The organism is uncultured Dechloromonas sp., from assembly GCF_945957265.1.
In the GTDB taxonomy this organism is placed as follows: Bacteria; Pseudomonadota; Gammaproteobacteria; order Burkholderiales; family Rhodocyclaceae; genus Azonexus.
The window spans coordinates 76,252-91,015 of sequence record NZ_CAMFKO010000003.1; the positions used below are offsets into that span (position 1 = coordinate 76,252).

The window sequence follows — 14,764 nt, forward strand, 5'->3', positions numbered from 1 at the left end:
TTATAATTCAAGGTTTTGGAGGACTCCCATGCCGATTTACGAATATCGCTGCGACTCCTGCGGTTTCCAGAAAGAACATCTGCAGAAGATGAGCGACCCGCAGCTGACCACCTGCCCGGAGTGTGGCAAGGATAGTTACAGCAAGCAATTGTCTGCAGCCGGCTTCCAGCTCAAGGGCAACGGCTGGTACGCCACCGACTTCAAGGGCGGCAGCAAGAAGGCCGATACACCACCTCCTTGCCAAACCGGGGAAGGAAGCTGCTCGTCGTGCGTGGCCAACTAATCAAGCGCTACTTCATCACCGGCCTGCTGATCTGGGTTCCGCTGGTCATTACCGGCTGGGTTCTGTCGCTCATCGTCAGCACCCTGGACCAATCGCTGCGCCTGCTGCCCTCGTCGGTACACCCGCAAACCTTGGTCGGCTTCGCCATTCCGGGCGCCGGCGCGGTGCTGACGCTGGTCATGATCCTGCTGACCGGTTTGCTGGCCGCCAATTTCATCGGCCAGAAGCTGGTCGTCTGGTGGGAAAAGCTGCTCGCCCGCATTCCGGTCGTCAATTCGGTCTACAACAGCGTCAAGCAGGTTTCCGACACCCTCTTCTCGCCCAACGGCAACGCTTTTCGCAAGGCGCTCCTCGTGCAATACCCGCGCGAAGGCAGCTGGACAGTCGCTTTCCTGACCGGCGCTCCGGGCGGAGACATCGTCAACCACCTCCAGGGCGAGCATGTCAGCGTTTATGTACCAACCACGCCCAACCCGACCTCCGGCTTCTTTCTGATGATGCCTGCCAAGGATGTCGTCGAACTCGACATGACCGTCGACGAAGCGCTCAAATACATCATTTCGATGGGTGTCGTGGCGCCGCCGCCGCACCCGCGTGTCGCAACCAATACTTAAGCAACCCCACGGAATCTCCATGCGTACCCATTACTGCGGACAACTCAACGCTTCCCTCGACGGCCAGGTCGTCACCCTGTGCGGCTGGGCCCACCGTCGCCGCGACCACGGCGGCGTCATCTTCATCGACCTGCGCGACCGCGAAGGCCTGGCCCAGGTGGTCTGCGACCCGGACCGCGCCGAGACCTTCAAGATCGCCGAATCCGTCCGCAACGAGTTCTGCCTGAAGATCACCGGCAAGGTGCGCCCGCGCCCGGCCGGCACCACCAATGCCAACCTCGCTTCCGGCGAAATCGAAGTGCTGTGCCATGAAATCGAGGTCCTGAACCCGTCGGTGACCCCGCCGTTCCAGCTCGACGAGGAAAACCTCTCCGAAAACGTGCGCCTGACCCACCGCGTCATCGACCTGCGCCGTCCGCAGATGCAGAACAACCTGATGCTGCGTTACAAGACGGCGCGCGCCTTCCGCCGCTTCCTCGACGACAACGGCTTCATCGACGTCGAAACGCCGATGCTCACCAAGTCCACCCCGGAAGGCGCCCGCGACTACCTGGTGCCGTCGCGCGTCCATGCCGGCCAGTTCTTCGCGCTGCCGCAATCGCCGCAGCTGTTCAAGCAACTGCTGATGGTCGCCGGCTACGACCGCTACTACCAGATCGTCAAGTGCTTCCGCGACGAAGACCTGCGCGCCGACCGCCAGCCGGAATTCACCCAGGTCGATATCGAAACCTCGTTCATGAGCGAGGCCGAGATCACCGCCCTGATGGAACAACTGATCCGCCGCGTCTTCAAGGAAGCGATCGACGTCGAGCTGCCGGAATTCCCGCGCATGACCTACGCCGAAGCCATGCGCCGCTTCGGCTCGGACAAGCCCGACCTGCGCGTCACCCTCGAACTGATCGACGTTGCCGACGCCTTCAAGGACGTCGCCTTCAAGGTCTTCGCCAACATCGCCAACAGCGAGGGCGGCCGCATCGCCGCCATGCGCATCCCGGGCGGCGCCTCGCTGACCCGCGGCGAGATCGACGAGTACACCAAGTTCGTCGGCATCTACGGCGCCAAGGGCCTGGCCTACATCAAGGTCAACGACGTCACCCAGGTCAACGAAACCGGCCTGCAGTCGCCGATCGTCAAGAACCTCTCCGAAGCCTCGCTGCGCACCGTGCTCGAACGCACCGGCGCCCAGTCCGGCGACCTGATCTTCTTCGGCGCCGACAAGGCCAAGATCGTCAGCGACGCGCTCGGCGCGCTGCGCATCAAGATCGGCCACGAAAAGGGCTTCGTCACCGGCGCCAAGTGGGCGCCGCTGTGGGTCATCGACTTCCCGATGTTCGAATACGACGACGAATCGAAGCGCTGGACCGCCTGCCACCACCCCTTCACCAGCCCGAAGGACGAGCACCTCGACCTGCTGGCGACCGATCCGGGCAAGTGCCTGGCCAAGGCCTACGACCTGGCGCTGAACGGTTGGGAACTGGGTGGCGGCTCGGTGCGTATCCACCGCGCCGATGTCCAGGAAAAGGTCTTCTCGGCCCTCAACATCGGTCCGGAAGAACAGCAGGCCAAGTTCGGCTTCCTGCTCGACGCGCTGAAGTACGGCGCCCCGCCGCACGGCGGCCTGGCCTTCGGTCTCGACCGCATCGTCACCATGATGACCGGCGCCGAGTCGATCCGCGACGTGATCGCCTTCCCCAAGACCCAGCGCGCCCAGTGCCTGCTCACCGACGCCCCGTCGGCAGTCGACGAGAAGCAGCTGCGCGAACTGCACGTCCGCCTGCGTCAAAAGGTGGAAACCCAAGTCGAAATCACCCAGGGCTAAGACACCTTCATGCCGACCTGGCTGCGCTTCCTTCTCGTCCTCTGGCTGGCGGTTGGAAGCGCTTTTGCTTTCAGCCGCGACGACGCAGCCATCGATCCCGTCGCGGTGGCCGAACTGCCGCGCGAAGCCCGCCAGACGCTGGCTTTGATCAAGGATGGCGGGCCGTTCCCTTATGACCGCGACGGCATCGTTTTCGGCAACTTCGAAAAACGCCTGCCGCTGCAGGCGCGCGGCTACTACCGGGAATACACGGTGAAGTCGCCGTGGCGCCGGGACCGCGGTCCGCGCCGCATCATTGCCGGCGAGCGCGGCGAATACTTCTACACGGATGACCACTACCGGACATTCAGACGAATCAAGGAATAACGAGCATCCATGAGCAGTCATCCGTTCAAGTCCGGCGACACCTCCGGCGCCTACTTCCTTCCCGCCGCCCGGCAGCCCGCGATCGAGGCCGCCGCCTGCAAGGAGCGGCTGCGCGTGCTGAAGGCCGAAATATCGCCGCACGCCAGCAAGGACAAAGCCCTCGCCCAACTGGGCAAGGATCTTGGCTTTCCGATCTGGTACGGCGGAAATTTCGACGCGCTCTTCGACTGCCTCACCGACAATGATTGGCAGCCGGCCAAGGGCCACGTACTGATGATCAACGGAACGGCCGCGTTGCGCGCCACCGACCCCGAGGATTTTTCGACGCTGATCGAGGTTTTCAAGGCTGCCGCCGAAACACGCAAGGCCGCCGGATCTCCGTTCTGGATCCTGCTCGACGCACCGGCCCGCGGTATTCCGCCCTTTCCCGAGGCATGACGGCGCCGAAGCAACCGGTCTCGGTTCTTGTCGTCATCCACACCCCCGAGCTTGACGTATTGCTCCTGGAACGGGCGGCACACCCGGGCTTCTGGCAATCGGTCACCGGCAGTCGCGAAGGCGACGAGAGCCTGATTTCGACAGCCCGGCGCGAGGTCGCCGAGGAAACCGGGATATCCCGCCCCATCGGCGATTACAGCAACTGGTCGTTGAGCAACACCTACGACATCTTCGAACAATGGCGGCACCGCTACGCCCCCGGTGTCACGTCGAACGTCGAGCACGTATTCAGCCTCTGCCTGCCCGCGCCGCTCCCCATCGTCACCAGTCCCAGCGAACACCGCGCCTGGCAGTGGCTGCCGTGGCAGGAAGCGGCCAAGCGCTGCTTTTCATGGAGCAACAGCGACGCCATCCTGATGCTCCCCGGGCGCCATCGGCCAAAGGGCTGACAAGCGTCGGGGCAAAACGTCGCGCCTCAAGGCCGGACCCCGCTGCGGCCTTTTTCTTTGTACAATCCGCGGCGATTCCATATGGAGCCCGCCATGAGCATCGAAGACCTCTCCCCCGGCATCAAGGCCGCCGTCCTGGCCGAAGCCCTCCCCTACATCAAGCGTTTCCACGGCAAGACCATCGTCGTCAAATACGGCGGCAACGCCATGACCGACGAGCACCTGAAAAACTGCTTCGCCCGCGACGTGGTATTGCTTGAGCTGATCGGCTTCAACATCGTCGTCGTTCACGGCGGCGGCCCGCAGATCGAGAACCTGCTCAGCCGCGTCGGCAAGAAGGGAGAATTCATCCAGGGGATGCGGGTCACCGATGCCGAAACCATGGAAGTGGTTGAAATGGTCCTCGGCGGCCAGGTGAACAAGGACATCGTCAACCTCATCAACCAGCACGGTGGCAAGGCCGTGGGCCTGACCGGCAAGGATGGCAACTGCATCCGCGCCAAGAAACTAATGCTGGAAAACAAGGACAACCCGGGCGACCTGATCGATGTCGGCCAGGTCGGCGAAATCACCCAGATCGACCCCTCCCTGATCGACCACCTCGACAGGGGCGCCTTCATTCCCGTCATCGCCCCGATCGGCGTCGGCGCCGAAGGCGAAACCTACAACATCAATGCCGACGTCGTCGCCGGCAAGATCGCCGAAGTGCTCAAGGCCGAAAAACTGGTCCTCCTGACCAATACCCCGGGCGTCCTCGACAAGGCGGGCAACCTGATCACCGGCATCACGCCCAAGCAGATCGACGAAATGGTCGAGGACGGCACCCTGTCCGGCGGCATGCTGCCGAAGATCGGCTCGGCGCTGGATGCGGCGCGCAATGGCGTCAAGGGCGTGCACATCATCGACGGCCGCGTCGAACATGCACTCTTGCTCGAGATTCTGACCGACCATGGCGTCGGAACGATGATCAAGTCGCACTGACCCGCAGCATCGCCTCCAAAGCCCGCGCCAGCGGGCTTTTTCAATGGCACACCGAGCGCCCCCGATGAAAAGAAACGTCTGGATCTTTGACCTCGACAACACCCTGCACAATGCGTCGGCGCACATCTTCCCCCACATCAACCGCTCGATGCGCGAATACATCGAACGCCATCTCGGCGTCGGCGAACGCGAGGCGACGCGCATCCGCCAGGACTACTGGGTTCGCTATGGGGCGACGCTGCTCGGACTGATACGCCATCACAACACCGACCCGGACCATTTTCTGCGCGAGACCCATCGCTTCCCCGATCTCGAACGCATGCTCGTCTTCGACAAGCCCCTGGCCCATGCCCTGCGCCGACTACCCGGCCGCAAGATCGTCTTTTCCAACGGGCCGCGCCGGTACGCCGAAGCCGTCCTCGACATCACCGGGCTACGGCCTTGCTTCGATGCCGTCTACGCCGTCGAAAACGTTCGCTACCAACCCAAACCGATGCGCGCCGGATTTCTGGCGCTACTTCGCGCCGAGCGCCTCGACCCGCGCCGCTGCATCATGGTCGAAGACAGCCTGCCCAATCTCGTCACGGCCAAGAAACTGCGCATGAAAACCGTGTGGGTAAGCACTGGCTTACGCCAATCACCTTTTGTCGACGTCAAGATCGCCAGCGTCCTCGACTTGCCTGGGCGCTGCGCCCATCTATAATCGTCGGGAAAAGCACAACCAAGGAGAGGGACATCATGGCGACAAAACCGGGCGAACGCCGCCTGCAAATCCTGCAGACACTGGCCGAAATGCTGGAGCAGCCAAAGGGGGAAAAGATCACGACAGCGGCCCTGGCGGCCAGGCTCGAATGCTCCGAAGCCGCCCTCTACCGCCACTTCGCCAGCAAGGCCCAGATGTTCGAGGGCCTCATCGAGTTTATCGAGGCCAGCCTGTTCGGCGTGATCAACCAGATCACCTCGGAAGAAAGCGAAGGCCTCAAGCAGGTCGAGCTGATCATCGGCCTGCTGCTCCGTTTCGCACAAAGGAACCGCGGGATGACCCGCGTCCTGATCGGCGACGCGCTGGTCAACGAAAACGAGCGCCTGCAAGCTCGCATCAACGCGCTGCTCGACAAGATCGAAGCCGCGTTGAAACAGGCCCTGCGCATCGCCGCCACGCAGGAAAACCTCAAGCCGGATGCCGACTTTGGCGCCCTGGCCAACCTGCTGCGCTGCTACGCCGTCGGTCGCTGGGAACAGTATGCCCGCAGCGCCTTCAGCCGCGAACCGCTTGCCCAGTGGCCGCAACAATGGCCGATGCTGTATTTCGCCTGCCTGTCGCAATCGGGTGCCCCCGGCGCCTGATTGCAGTTGTTGGGCGGCAGTATTGAGTCTTCAGCAAAAACGGAGGGCGCCGCGGCGCCCTCAAACTTCGCTAACCGCTAGCGACCAATGACTAGCAACTAGCCCTTCAGGTATTCCGCCGCATCCAGCGCGAAATAGGTCAGGATGCCGTCGGCACCGGCCCGCTTGAAGGCGAGCAGGCTTTCCAGCACGCAGGCCTTTTCGTCCAGCCAGCCGTTCTGCGCCGCCGCCTTGAGCATCGCGTACTCACCGCTCACCTGGTAGGCATAGGTCGGCACCTTGAACTCGTCCTTGACGCGCCGGACGACGTCCAGATACGGCATGCCGGGCTTGACCATGACCATGTCCGCCCCCTCCTCGAGATCGAGCGCCACTTCGCGCAGCGCCTCGTCGGTATTGGCCGGGTCCATCTGGTAGGTGTATTTGTTGCCCTTGCCGAGATTGCCGGCCGAGCCGACCGCATCGCGGAAGGGTCCGTAGAAGCTCGAAGCGTACTTGGCCGAATAGGCCAGGATGCGGGTGTAGATCTGGCCGGCCGCTTCCAGGTCGGCGCGGATGCGCCCGATTCGGCCGTCCATCATGTCGGATGGCGCAACCACGTCGGTACCGGCCTGGGCGTGGCAGAGCGCCTGCCGGGCCAGAACTTCCAGGGTTTCGTCATTCAGGACATAGCCGCTTGCGTCGATCAGCCCATCCTGCCCATGGCTGGTATAGGGGTCGAGCGCCACGTCGGTGATCACGCCCAGATCGGGAAACTCGCGCTTCAGCGCCTGGACCACGCGCGGCACCAGGCCGTGCGGATTGTAGGCCTCTTCCGCGCCGAGCGATTTCAGGGAAGCATCGACCACCGGGAATAGCGCCAACGCCGGAATCCCCAGCTTGACAGCCCGCTCGGCCGTTTTCAGCAAGACGTCCAGCGACTGGCGCTCGACGCCGGGCATCGAGGCCACCTTCTCGACCCGCCCTTCGCCTTCAAGCACGAAAACCGGGTAAATGAAGTCATTCGCCGTCAGCACCGATTCGCGCATCAGCCGACGCGAAAAATCATCGCGCCGCATCCGGCGCATCCGGGTTCCGGGGAAACCGCCTGTCACTACTGCCATATTGCAACCTCTAGAAATTCAGACAACAAAATTTTCGGACACCGAGGAACTTATCGCTTTGACCCGCGTCAGAGTACGCAGATGGCACGCGCTATCTCCCGCTTCACCTCCCTGAGCGGGTGCCTTGACTACGTTAGGGCATTTTGGCCCCCGGACCCCCCTTATCCGGGGGCCCTTTGTTTTCCCTGGTCTTGATTTCGATTTCAAGCCAGCCGGCCAATACCCGCTCGGCCTCTTCGACGCCGGTCTTCTTCAGGCTGGAGAACAGCTGCACCGAATACAGCTCGGCATCGCCCCAGGTCGCGATCTCCGCCTTCACCGAGCGCAACACCTTGGTCTGCTCCTGGCGGCTCAGCTTGTCGGCCTTCGACAGCATGATGTGGATCGGCCGGCCGGTCGGCCGGAACCAGTCGATCAGGCGGACGTCGAGATCGGTGAACGGCCGGCGCGAATCCATGATCACCACCAGTCCGACGAGCTGGTCGCGCTTGCTCAGATAAGGCCCGATCAGCCCTTCCCACTGCGAGCGGATCGCCTCCGGCGCCTTGGCGAAGCCGTAGCCGGGCAGGTCGACGAAATACTTGCCTTCGGCCAGGGTGAAATAGTTCAAGTGTTGCGTACGGCCCGGCGTCTTGCTGACATAGGCCAGCCGGACACGCCCGGCCAGGGTGTTGATGGCGGAGGATTTTCCGGCATTGGAGCGGCCGGCGAAGGCGACTTCGCGCAGCGCATCCTGGGGTAAATCACGAAGATTGGCGACGGTCGTCAAAAAGACCGCGTTCTGGAACAAGGGCATAAAAAACTCGGAAGACCCGCCTAGGAGAGGGGGAACTGATATAGAATAACAGGTTTGTAACTTCCGTTCCGGCCAAAGCGCCCGTAAACGCGCATTAGGAGTTCGAAAATGATTCGTACCGCGGCAATGGCAATTCTTCTTGCCACCAGTTTCCTCACCCACGCTTCCGAAGAAGCCAAAGCCAAGGCTGACCCCGCCAAAGGCAAGGTCATCGCCGAAACCGTCTGTGTCGCCTGCCATGGCGCCGACGGCAACAGCGCCGTCTCGGCCAACCCGAACCTGGCCGGGCAAGTCGAAGAATACATCTACAAGCAGCTCAAGAACTTCAAGGCCGCCGACGGCAAGCCGGCTGCCCGCAACAACCCGATCATGGGCGGCATGGTTGCCGCACTCTCCGACGACGACATGAAGAACGTCGCCGCCTGGTTCGCCAGCCAGAAGATGAAGCCGGTTGCCGCCAAGGATGAGAAGCAGATCGCGCTGGGCCAGAAAATCTGGCGCCAGGGCGACTTCAAGAAGGGCGTTCCGGCCTGTGCCGGCTGCCACGGCCCGGCCGGTGCCGGCCTGCCGGCGCAATACCCGCGCCTGGCTGGCCAGTTCCCGGAATACACCGAAGCCCAGCTGAAGTCCTTCCGCACCGAAGAGCGCGCCAACGATCCTGAAAAGATGATGCGCATGATTGCCGCCAAGCTTTCCGACGTCGAGATCAAGGCCGTATCCGAGTACGCCGCCGGCCTGCGCTGATCCGGCCACGCCCCAGGAAAAGGCAGCTTCGGCTGCCTTTTTTGTTTTCCGGCGCTTGGCATGCCACGCCGGGCGGCATAGACTGAGCGCTCCATCCCACCTCGGATCAGGAGAGAAAACCAATGAAAACGCTCAAGCAACTCCTTGCCAGCCACACCCGCCCGTTGGCGGTCGTTTCGCCTCAGGACACGGTCTATCACGCACTGACGGTCATGGCCCGGCACGATGTCGGCGCACTCCTCGTGCTCGATGGCGAGCAACTGGTCGGCATCTTTTCCGAACGCGATTACGCACGCAAGATCATCCTGCAGGGCAAGACATCGAAGGAAACCCTCGTTCGGGAAATCATGAGCGACCGCGTCGCCTACGTCACCCCCGCCACGACCATGGACGAATGCATGGCGCTGATGACCGAAAAGCGCTTCCGTCACCTGCCCGTCCTTGTCGAAGACGGCAGCGTGGTCGGCATGATCTCGATCGGCGACCTGGTCAAGGAAACGATCAGCGACCAGAAATTCCTGATCGACCAGCTGGAACGCTACATCGCCGGCTGAGATGACGAGCGGTTTTTCTCATTTCCGCATTCTGGAAGACATCGCCCGCGACCTGTCGGGCGACGTGAACTTCCCGACATGCATGGATGCCGCCATGATGGTCCGCGACACGCTGCGCGACCCGATGGTCGGCATCCCGCTGGTCGTTCGCGCGATCAGCGCCGAGCCGCTGATTTCAAGCAAGCTGCTGCGGCTCTCCAACTCCGTCGCCTACAACCCGTCGGGCACGACGATCACCGACCTGCACATGGCCGTGTCGCGCCTGGGCTTCGAGGTGGTGCGCACGACCTCCCTGGCCGTTGCGCTGGAGCAGATGCTCAAGTCGCGCAACCTGTCGGCCTACGACAAGATTTCGCGGTCGACCTGGGAGCACTCCATCCACGTTGCCGCCATCGCGCGCGTCCTCGCCCGCCGCCTTGGCCGAATCAGCCCGGACGATGCCATGCTGGCCGGCCTGGTCCACAACATCGGCATTTTCTACCTGCTCTACCGCGCCGCCGAATACGCGGAATACCGCGACACCCCGGAGGCCATGCTCGAACTGCTTGCCGGCTGGCATGAAAGCATCAGCGAAAGCCTGCTGCACATCCTGGGCATGCCCGAGCAGATCATCGAAGCGGTGCGCGACCATGAGCACCTGCAACGGGTCGAGACGCCGTGCACGGTATGCGACGCCCTGCACTTCGCGAACCTGCTGGCCGATGACGACATGGGCTGGCTTCCCGGCCCCGCCCTGACACCGGAAGAAGAAGCCTCCCGCGCCGCCGACCGCGAACGCTATGTCGACCTGCTGACCGAGGCCCGAGAGGATATCGAGGCGCTGTACGCCACGCTGGGCGGCTGAACGCTCCGCCTCGCGCGCGGTCACAAGGCCATGCGGAGGCAACTGTAAGAATTTCCTCCGATCACCGACCAATCAGTACACCGTTCCCGGGAACTGACATGCTGATCCGCCACCCTCTCGACATTCCGCCCTCCGAAATCACCGATCCTGCCCGCTACGCAGCACGCCGGAAGTTCATCCAGACCCTGCTGCTGGCCGGCGGCGCCGGCGCCCTGGGGGTGGCCCGCGGCAACCCGCCGGCCGCCACGCCGGGTGCTAGCCTGGGCAAACTGCAAAGCAGCCCGTTTTCGCTCACCGACGACAAAGCGACGCCTTTCAAATCGGTTACCAGCTACGGTAATTTCTACGAGTTCGGCCCCGACAAGGAAAGCCCGGCCAGGCACGCCCATCGCCTGCGGACGCGCCCGTGGAGCATCACCGTCGATGGCGAGGTCAAGACGGCGAAAACCTTCGCCATCGAAGACATCCTGAACTGGGCGCCACTGGAGGAACGGATCTACCGCATGCGTTGCGTCGAAGGCTGGAGCGCAGTGATCCCCTGGGTCGGCTTCCCCTTCAGCGAACTCCTCAAGCGCGTCGAGCCGACCGGCAATGCCCGGTTCGTCGAATTCTGGAGCCTCGCCGACCCCGAGCAGATGCCCTTCGTGCGCCTTCCTTTGCTCGATTGGCCCTACGTGGAAGCTCTCCGCCTCGACGAGGCCCGGCACCCGCTGACCATCCTGGCCGTCGGCATGTACGGCGAGACCATGCCCAAACAGAATGGCGCGCCGCTCAGGCTGGTCATCCCGTGGAAGTACGGCTTCAAAGGTGCCAAATCGATTGTCCGCATCCGCTTCGTCGAGAAACAGCCGGCAACCGCGTGGACCAAGGCCGGCCCGGACGAATACGGCTTCTACTCGAACGTCAATCCCGACGTCCCGCACAAGCGCTGGAGCCAGAGCCACGAACGCCGGCTGGGCGAGTTCTTCAAGCGCAAGACGCTACCCTTCAACGGCTATGCGGAACAGGTTGCCGGCCTGTATGCTGGCATGGATCTGCGCAAATATTTCTGACATGACTCGTACCCCGGATTCCCGACAGCTCGCCCAAATCAAGGCCGCGCTCTTCCTGGTCTGCCTGCTGCCCCTGGCCCGCCTGGGCTGGGCTGCCTACACCGACGACTTCGGCCCCAACCCGGTCGAATTCATACAGCGCTGGACCGGCACCTGGACCTTCAACCTGCTGCTCATCACGCTGTGCGTCACACCCTTGCGGACGATGACCGAGTGGCACTGGCTGATCCGCCTGCGCCGGATGCTCGGCCTGTTCTGCTTCTTCTACGCCAGCCTGCATTTCCTGTCGTTCATCGGCTTCGACCATGCCTTCGAAATCACCGAGATCGCCCGCGACATCGCCAAGCGCCCCTTCGTCACCGTCGGCTTCGCCGCCTTTATCCTGCTGGTGCCGCTGGCGCTGACGTCGAACCAATGGGCCATCCGCAAGCTTGGCGGACGCAAGTGGCAGGAACTGCATCGCAACATCTACCTGATCAGCATTCTGGCCTGCGTGCATTACTTCTGGCTGGTCAAGGCCACCGCCTTGCTGTGGCCCCTGGCCTATTCGGCCGCCGTCGCCCTGCTGCTCGGCTGGCGCGTTCGGGAGCGCCGCCGCAAGGCCATTCCGGTGCCGCGATTCGCGACGGCCAAACCGGTCAAATTCTTCAAGCAGAAGCCGGAGTAAGCGCCGGGGCCGCTCAGCCCTTGCGCGGCAGGTCGAAACGCACGATGGCCCGGCCATCGGGCGTCTGCTTCGGGGCGGCCTTCCAGGCGTGCCCGTAGACGATCTCGAAGGTAGCCGGAAGCTTGCCATCCCGCCGCAGCCGCTCGTAGGCGGCACGCACCTTCGCCCAGGCCTGGCGGCCGGTCAGTCCGTGGCGACGATCTTTCATGGCGCACATCGAACCGGCCGCCCGCAACTCGGCGAGCATGGCATCGAGGTCGTCGTAGGTCAGGGTGATCACTTCCATGTCCATCACCGGATCGGCAAAGCCGCAGCCGACCAGCATGTCGCCCAGGTCGTGCATGTCGGCAAAGCGCTGGGTGTGGGCATAACCGTCGCCGAAGGCCGAACGCAGCTCCCTGAGCGTATCCGGGCCCAGCGTCGAGAACATCAACAGGCCGCCGACCTCCAGAATCCGATGCGCCTCGGCCAATGCCGGGATCGGATCGTCAAGCCAGTGCAGCAGGAGATTGGACCAGACCAGTGCGGCCGAGCGGGCGGCCAGGGGCAGATGGGCGGCATCGGCCGCAAGGCGCCAGGGGTCTGACTTTTTCCCACCCCCCAGCCAGCGGCGCCATCCGCTTGGCTGCGAACGCCCGGCGAGCAGCATAGCCGGCGAAAGATCCAGGCCGATCAACTCCGCATCGGGATAGCGCGCCATCAAGGCCGAAAAACTGCCACCCCGGCTGCATCCGAGATCGACTATCCGTTTCGGATCGAGCGTGACGTAGTCCAGACGCTCCTGCATCCGGCTATCAACCTCGCGGACGAAAAAATCCGCCTGGGCGTAGGACGGCGCAACACGGGAGAAACGTCGACCGACCTGCTGCCGGTCGACGAAGCCTGCACTCAAACCGCCTTGATGCCCAGACGGGCAAACAGCGCATCGTCGCGCTCGATGTCCGGATTGCCGGTGGTCAGCAGGAAATCGCCGTAGAACATCGAGTTGGCGCCGGCCAGGAAGCACATGGCCTGCAGCTCGTCGCTCATCTCCTGGCGGCCGGCCGACAGGCGCACCCAGGAAGTCGGCATGGTGATGCGGGCGGCGGCGATGGTACGCACGAACTCGAACGGGTCGAGACGCGGGTTGTCGGCCAGCGGCGTCCCCGGGATCGGGACCAGATTGTTGATCGGCACGGACTCCGGCGGCTTCGGCAGATTGGCCAGCTGCACGATCAAGGCGGCGCGGTTCTTGCGCGATTCGCCCATGCCGATGATGCCGCCCGAGCAGACGTTGATGCCGGCATCGCGCACCTGATCCAGCGTGTCGAGGCGGTCGTCGTGGGTATGGGTCTTGATGACCTGGCCGTAGAATTCCTTGTCGGTATCCAGGTTATGGTTGTAGTAGTCGAGGCCGGCTTCCTTGAGCTTTTCGGCCTGGCCGTCCTTCAACATGCCGAGCGTCACGCAAGTCTGCATGCCGAGCGCCTTGACCTCGCGCACCATGTCGAGCACGCGATCGAGATCGTTGTCCTTCGGGCCTTTCCAGGCGGCACCCATGCAGAAGCGGGAAGCTCCCTTGTCCTTGGCGGCCTTGGCCGCGGCAACCACCTCGTCGAGCGGCATCAGGCGCTCGCGGGCGGTATCGGTCTCGTAACGGGCCGACTGCGAGCAGTAGCTGCAATCTTCCGAACAACCGCCGGTCTTGACCGACAGCAAGGTCGAACGCTGAATGGCGTTCGGATCGAAATGCTCGCGATGCACGCCCTGGGCGCGCCAGATCAGATCCATCAACGGCAGGTCGTAGAGGGCGAGAACATCCTCGACAGCCCACCGGCGGACGGTCGTCAGCGGCTTGGTGTCACAGGAAACAGCGGCGAGGGAGCTAGCTTGCATGAGAGGCCTTGCGTGAGAAAATACTATAAGAATCAGATGCGAAGCGCATCGGTAATTATGGATTATCGAGGACAGTTCATCGGGATGTCAATTTTACCTTACCCATCTCTGATCAAGGCAGTCGGCGCCCGGCTTCTGCCCGGGAGCTGCCTGCTCTGCGGCGCCGACAGCGAAAGCGGCGTGATCTGCGCGGCTTGCCAGGCCGACCTGCCGATGCTGCCGCCCCGGTTGTGCCCGGTCTGCGCCGAGCAGACGACCCATGGCGAACGCTGCGGCGCCTGCCTGAAAGACGCGCCCCATTTCGACCGAACCATCGCCGCCTTCCGCTATGACTTTCCGCTTGACCGGGTGATTCATGCACTGAAATACGGCCATCAACTGGCGCTCGCCCCCTGGTTCGGCCAACACATGCTGGCCCGCTTCACAGACCCTGATGTCGACCGGATAGTTCCCCTGCCGCTGCATCGTGATCGACTGCGCGAGCGGGGATTCAACCAGGCCGGCGAAATCGCCAGGACGCTGGGCGCGGCGCTCGGCCTCCCGGTTGATCTCGACGTCTTGCTGCGCACGCGCGCCACGCCGCCCCAGGCCGACCTGACGGACAAGGAACGACGGCGCAATGTCCGAGGCGCCTTCGAATGCAGAAGCGATTTCAGCGGCCAGCGGCTGTTGCTGGTCGACGACGTGATGACCACCGGCGCGACCGCCAACGAATGCGCCCGTACCCTGAAAATCCATGGAGCCCGGTCGGTCGCCGTGCTCGTCGCCGCCCGTGCCTTCAAGCACTGAATTCGTGCTTTAATCCGCCACCTTCAATCCTGGAATATCGTCG

General features: G+C 63.2%; 19 protein-coding genes. 15 read left to right on the forward strand and 4 right to left on the reverse strand.

Annotated features, from left to right (window positions below; all coding sequences use genetic code 11):
• Window positions 1-28: 28 nt before the first annotated feature.
• The 9 genes from Q0P59_RS02940 (at window position 29) to slmA (ending at window position 6,297) form a co-directional block, all read left to right on the forward strand.
• Window positions 29-283, forward strand: a complete 255-nt coding sequence (locus Q0P59_RS02940; protein ID WP_295003370.1) for a zinc ribbon domain-containing protein — start codon at window positions 29-31, stop codon at window positions 281-283.
• The gene (locus tag Q0P59_RS02945; RefSeq protein WP_295003582.1) at window positions 283-897 is read left to right on the forward strand and encodes a DUF502 domain-containing protein; all 615 of its coding nucleotides are present in this window, start codon (window positions 283-285) and stop codon (window positions 895-897) included. Before Q0P59_RS02940 ends, Q0P59_RS02945 begins: the two co-directional genes overlap by 1 nt.
• Before the next feature lie 19 nt (window positions 898-916).
• Window positions 917-2,716, forward strand: a complete 1,800-nt coding sequence (gene aspS / locus Q0P59_RS02950; RefSeq protein ID WP_295003373.1) for an aspartate--tRNA ligase — start codon at window positions 917-919, stop codon at window positions 2,714-2,716.
• Between the two features lie 9 nt (window positions 2,717-2,725).
• Window positions 2,726-3,082: a ribonuclease domain-containing protein gene (locus Q0P59_RS02955; RefSeq protein ID WP_295003375.1), complete on the forward strand. Its 357-nt coding sequence runs from the start codon at window positions 2,726-2,728 to the stop codon at window positions 3,080-3,082.
• Window positions 3,083-3,091: 9 nt separating this feature from the next.
• Window positions 3,092-3,520 carry a barstar family protein gene (locus Q0P59_RS02960; RefSeq protein ID WP_295003379.1) on the forward strand — a complete coding sequence of 143 codons (429 nt, stop codon included), beginning with the start codon at window positions 3,092-3,094 and terminating at the stop codon, window positions 3,518-3,520.
• A complete protein-coding gene (gene nudB / locus Q0P59_RS02965) occupies window positions 3,517-3,969 on the forward strand; it encodes a dihydroneopterin triphosphate diphosphatase (protein WP_295003382.1) in 453 nt (150 codons plus the stop codon). The genes Q0P59_RS02960 and nudB overlap by 4 nt, the downstream gene beginning before the upstream one ends.
• 93 nt (window positions 3,970-4,062) lie before the next feature.
• Entirely contained in the window at window positions 4,063-4,950 is an 888-nt protein-coding gene (gene argB / locus Q0P59_RS02970) for an acetylglutamate kinase (RefSeq protein WP_295003385.1), read from the forward strand.
• Window positions 4,951-5,014: 64 nt separating this feature from the next.
• Window positions 5,015-5,653, forward strand: a complete 639-nt coding sequence (locus Q0P59_RS02975; protein ID WP_295003388.1) for a pyrimidine 5'-nucleotidase — start codon at window positions 5,015-5,017, stop codon at window positions 5,651-5,653.
• A gap of 35 nt (window positions 5,654-5,688) precedes the next feature.
• Window positions 5,689-6,297: a nucleoid occlusion factor SlmA gene (slmA, locus tag Q0P59_RS02980; RefSeq protein WP_295003390.1), complete on the forward strand. Its 609-nt coding sequence runs from the start codon at window positions 5,689-5,691 to the stop codon at window positions 6,295-6,297.
• Between the two features lie 98 nt (window positions 6,298-6,395).
• Here the strand turns inward: slmA and hemB are convergent, their stop codons facing one another.
• The gene (hemB, locus tag Q0P59_RS02985) at window positions 6,396-7,400 is read right to left on the reverse strand and encodes a porphobilinogen synthase (RefSeq protein ID WP_295003392.1); all 1,005 of its coding nucleotides are present in this window, start codon (window positions 7,398-7,400) and stop codon (window positions 6,396-6,398) included.
• Window positions 7,401-7,533: 133 nt separating this feature from the next.
• Entirely contained in the window at window positions 7,534-8,196 is a 663-nt protein-coding gene (gene yihA, locus Q0P59_RS02990) for a ribosome biogenesis GTP-binding protein YihA/YsxC (protein ID WP_295003394.1), read from the reverse strand.
• 108 nt (window positions 8,197-8,304) lie between these two features.
• Between yihA and Q0P59_RS02995 the strand changes: the two genes are divergently transcribed.
• The 5 genes from Q0P59_RS02995 to Q0P59_RS03015 all read left to right on the forward strand — a co-directional run bounded on the left by Q0P59_RS02995 (window position 8,305) and on the right by Q0P59_RS03015 (window position 12,057).
• A complete protein-coding gene (locus Q0P59_RS02995; RefSeq protein WP_295003396.1) occupies window positions 8,305-8,940 on the forward strand; it encodes a c-type cytochrome in 636 nt (211 codons plus the stop codon).
• Window positions 8,941-9,062: 122 nt separating this feature from the next.
• On the forward strand, window positions 9,063-9,494 hold the full coding sequence (locus Q0P59_RS03000; RefSeq protein ID WP_295003398.1) for a CBS domain-containing protein: 432 nt from the start codon (window positions 9,063-9,065) through the stop codon (window positions 9,492-9,494).
• A gap of 1 nt (window position 9,495) precedes the next feature.
• A complete protein-coding gene (locus Q0P59_RS03005; protein ID WP_295003400.1) occupies window positions 9,496-10,338 on the forward strand; it encodes an HDOD domain-containing protein in 843 nt (280 codons plus the stop codon).
• 98 nt (window positions 10,339-10,436) lie between these two features.
• Window positions 10,437-11,390 (forward strand): protein-methionine-sulfoxide reductase catalytic subunit MsrP, encoded by a 954-nt coding sequence (gene msrP / locus Q0P59_RS03010; RefSeq protein ID WP_295003403.1) that lies wholly within the window; start codon window positions 10,437-10,439, stop codon window positions 11,388-11,390.
• A gap of 1 nt (window position 11,391) precedes the next feature.
• Window positions 11,392-12,057, forward strand: coding sequence for a protein-methionine-sulfoxide reductase heme-binding subunit MsrQ (locus Q0P59_RS03015; protein WP_295003405.1), 666 nt, complete (start codon window positions 11,392-11,394; stop codon window positions 12,055-12,057).
• 13 nt (window positions 12,058-12,070) lie between these two features.
• Here the strand turns inward: Q0P59_RS03015 and Q0P59_RS03020 are convergent, their stop codons facing one another.
• Window positions 12,071-12,949, reverse strand: coding sequence for a methyltransferase domain-containing protein (locus Q0P59_RS03020; protein ID WP_295003409.1), 879 nt, complete (start codon window positions 12,947-12,949; stop codon window positions 12,071-12,073).
• Window positions 12,946-13,932, reverse strand: coding sequence for a biotin synthase BioB (gene bioB / locus Q0P59_RS03025; protein ID WP_295003411.1), 987 nt, complete (start codon window positions 13,930-13,932; stop codon window positions 12,946-12,948). Before bioB ends, Q0P59_RS03020 begins: the two co-directional genes overlap by 4 nt.
• Before the next feature lie 12 nt (window positions 13,933-13,944).
• On the opposite strand from bioB, the gene Q0P59_RS03030 reads away from it, so the two are divergent.
• Window positions 13,945-14,721: a ComF family protein gene (locus Q0P59_RS03030; protein ID WP_295003413.1), complete on the forward strand. Its 777-nt coding sequence runs from the start codon at window positions 13,945-13,947 to the stop codon at window positions 14,719-14,721.
• Window positions 14,722-14,764 lie beyond the last annotated feature (43 nt).

Bases quoted from the DNA above. Each gene is read 5' to 3' on its own strand.
- Q0P59_RS02940 (WP_295003370.1), top strand. From the start codon at position 29: ATGCCGATTTACGAATATCGCTGCGACTCCTGCGGTTTCCAGAAAGAA.
- aspS (WP_295003373.1), top strand. From the start codon at position 917: ATGCGTACCCATTACTGCGGACAACTCAACGCTTCCCTCGACGGCCAG.
- Q0P59_RS02955 (WP_295003375.1), top strand. From the start codon at position 2,726: ATGCCGACCTGGCTGCGCTTCCTTCTCGTCCTCTGGCTGGCGGTTGGA.
- Q0P59_RS02960 (WP_295003379.1), top strand. From the start codon at position 3,092: ATGAGCAGTCATCCGTTCAAGTCCGGCGACACCTCCGGCGCCTACTTC.
- nudB (WP_295003382.1), top strand. From the start codon at position 3,517: ATGACGGCGCCGAAGCAACCGGTCTCGGTTCTTGTCGTCATCCACACC.
- argB (WP_295003385.1), top strand. From the start codon at position 4,063: ATGAGCATCGAAGACCTCTCCCCCGGCATCAAGGCCGCCGTCCTGGCC.
- Q0P59_RS02975 (WP_295003388.1), top strand. From the start codon at position 5,015: ATGAAAAGAAACGTCTGGATCTTTGACCTCGACAACACCCTGCACAAT.
- slmA (WP_295003390.1), top strand. From the start codon at position 5,689: ATGGCGACAAAACCGGGCGAACGCCGCCTGCAAATCCTGCAGACACTG.
- hemB (WP_295003392.1), bottom strand. From the start codon at position 7,400: ATGGCAGTAGTGACAGGCGGTTTCCCCGGAACCCGGATGCGCCGGATG.
- yihA (WP_295003394.1), bottom strand. From the start codon at position 8,196: ATGCCCTTGTTCCAGAACGCGGTCTTTTTGACGACCGTCGCCAATCTT.
- Q0P59_RS02995 (WP_295003396.1), top strand. From the start codon at position 8,305: ATGATTCGTACCGCGGCAATGGCAATTCTTCTTGCCACCAGTTTCCTC.
- Q0P59_RS03000 (WP_295003398.1), top strand. From the start codon at position 9,063: ATGAAAACGCTCAAGCAACTCCTTGCCAGCCACACCCGCCCGTTGGCG.
- Q0P59_RS03005 (WP_295003400.1), top strand. From the start codon at position 9,496: ATGACGAGCGGTTTTTCTCATTTCCGCATTCTGGAAGACATCGCCCGC.
- msrP (WP_295003403.1), top strand. From the start codon at position 10,437: ATGCTGATCCGCCACCCTCTCGACATTCCGCCCTCCGAAATCACCGAT.
- Q0P59_RS03015 (WP_295003405.1), top strand. From the start codon at position 11,392: ATGACTCGTACCCCGGATTCCCGACAGCTCGCCCAAATCAAGGCCGCG.
- bioB (WP_295003411.1), bottom strand. From the start codon at position 13,932: ATGCAAGCTAGCTCCCTCGCCGCTGTTTCCTGTGACACCAAGCCGCTG.